This is a genomic window from Mesorhizobium sp. FG116 (assembly GCF_057809835.1).
The window spans coordinates 1-2,003 of the sequence record NZ_JBMDKS010000106.1 but is presented as its reverse complement, the minus strand read 5'-3'; the positions used below and the strand labels follow the sequence as shown (position 1 = coordinate 2,003).

Sequence of the window (2,003 nt, the reverse complement as noted above, 5' to 3'; positions counted from 1 at the left end):
AATCCGGCAGCCCCGCCGCCAATCAGGCCGAAGTCGCCGATAAGCTCGTCATCGCCAATCCCCGCGAAGATGAACTTGGCCCTGTCATCGAAGCTGCCCGGCTGGCGCCGATAGTACGACGACACGTCAAATCCCTGAGCTGAGAAGCCGGTGCCTGCCATCATCTGCGGCGGCAACCCTTGCCTCCGCCAGAGGCCGCCGTATTCGCCAGTGAAACTGTGATAATACTCGCCGGGTTCGGCCGCCCAAGTGCGGATGCCGCCCTCTCCGCGGCGAACCTCCATCACGCCCGGCTTGGTCGGGTGGTAGGCTATTCGCCAGTACCATCCGTTGGCACCCATATACATGAGGCGCCCGCCCGCTCTCTTGTATGCGTCGCAGGCCTCCCACATGGCTTTCGACCAGTATTCCGGGTGAGTGCCGGTCAGCAGCACACGGTAGGGGCTCACTGCCGCAAGTCCTTCGTAGTGAAGGTCCTCGTCGGTGACGCAGTCGAACTCGTATCCGTTCGCTTCCAGCCAATCAGTGGTGTGCAGGTCGGCATTCAATTGCCAGAGCGACGAGCCGTCCCCGCCCAGCACACCCTGCGCCTTGGGGCGCATGTTCAGAATCGGGCGCAGGCGAGAGGAGTAGCAGACGCCGCTGCCATCGGAATGGACATCGTAGCAAGAGTTTCCGTACTCTCGATGCTCCACCAAAAACACGTCTTCGGGATGCAGGACTGTCAGCCGGCCCGTCGCCATCTCGGCGCCGGCGGCATCGGTCCCAGTGTGGTCATTGGCGTAAGCCATGTAACTGGCGGTCGGAACCAGGAAGGCGATCTTCGCCGTCGGTCCCCCGCGAGCCGGCCGGACGACAAAGGGAATGTAGTCTTCATCGCCGCTGCACTGCAGGTGGGCGGCGTAGATGCCGCTCTTAAGCTCCTTTGGGACGGTCAGAGTGAAATCGACATCCCAGCCGGCATCGTAGAGGTCGTCGTCGTGAAAATGGATGGCACCATATTCATTGGGCGCATGGCCCCACGACATCTCGCGCCCGCACCAATTGAAACCCTTCATGGCACGAGCCGGCAAATTGACCGTTTTGCCATGAAACCGATTGTCTCCAATGTCGGCAACACGTTCGGAAGTGATGTCGATCGCGAAGTCCCAGCGGGCAACCAACTCGGACCGGAGGCTTGCCGGACTGTCTAGGACGCGCTCAATGTCCAGACGACTTAAGGCCTTCTTGGCAATCGCAGGACTGTCGAGCTTTCCGTTGAAATGTCCGGCGGTGGTACGACCCTTTCCGCCGTTAGCGATCGAATGGGCCGCCATCAAAAGTGCAGTGCCCGGATGGCCCGGGGCAAAGTCGACACTGGTCACGACCTCGGACGCGGTGTCGACGAGGGCATGAAAAACGGTAGGTATTTGGTATAGTTTTACTTCTCTCGTTTTGTGATCGTAGCTCGCGGCGAGGAGTTGCCACTCCCTCGGCAACATCGGCTTGCCGCTCGTCAATTCGACGACCTTTCCCGAGCCATCACCCAAGCGCAAGGCCAAGCAGCCGCGCTGGTCGATTCCGAGGATAAATCCTGACTTAGCTTGTTCATCCCAATGCGCGATGAGTGACTGCCAGCCTTTCAGCGGAGTCGTCGGCCACGCCATCACTTGCAGGGTAAAGGATTCCAGAGCAGCGAGCAGGGGATGCCCTGGAACAACGACGTAGGAACCCGCCCGGATCGCCTGTTCGCGGCCCTGGTATGTGCCGTCGATAGAAGTGACGACCGATTCTTCCTTATACCCCGGCCCTGCCGGATTGGTGTCGCCGTGAATAAGGCGAACGATCCGCGCCTTGTACGGCTCGCCCCCTTCGCAACTCGCGAAGAAGGAAATGTCTTCGCCGGAGCGAACACTGATCTTATCACTATAGCCGACAATCTTCTTCATGGCCGCGTCGCTCCTTACCGCCGGATCAACCGGACATGCGCCCTAAACGCCCGCCCGTTCCGCTCAGTCCTTCTC

The 2,003-nt window shown here is 60.3% G+C and carries 1 protein-coding gene; it reads right to left on the bottom strand.

The features are described 5' to 3' along the window. Window positions 1-1,928 (bottom strand): N,N-dimethylformamidase beta subunit family domain-containing protein (locus ACODTY_RS23905; protein WP_488996664.1); only part of this gene is annotated, 1,928 nt, incomplete at its 3' end. Window positions 1,929-2,003 lie beyond the last annotated feature (75 nt).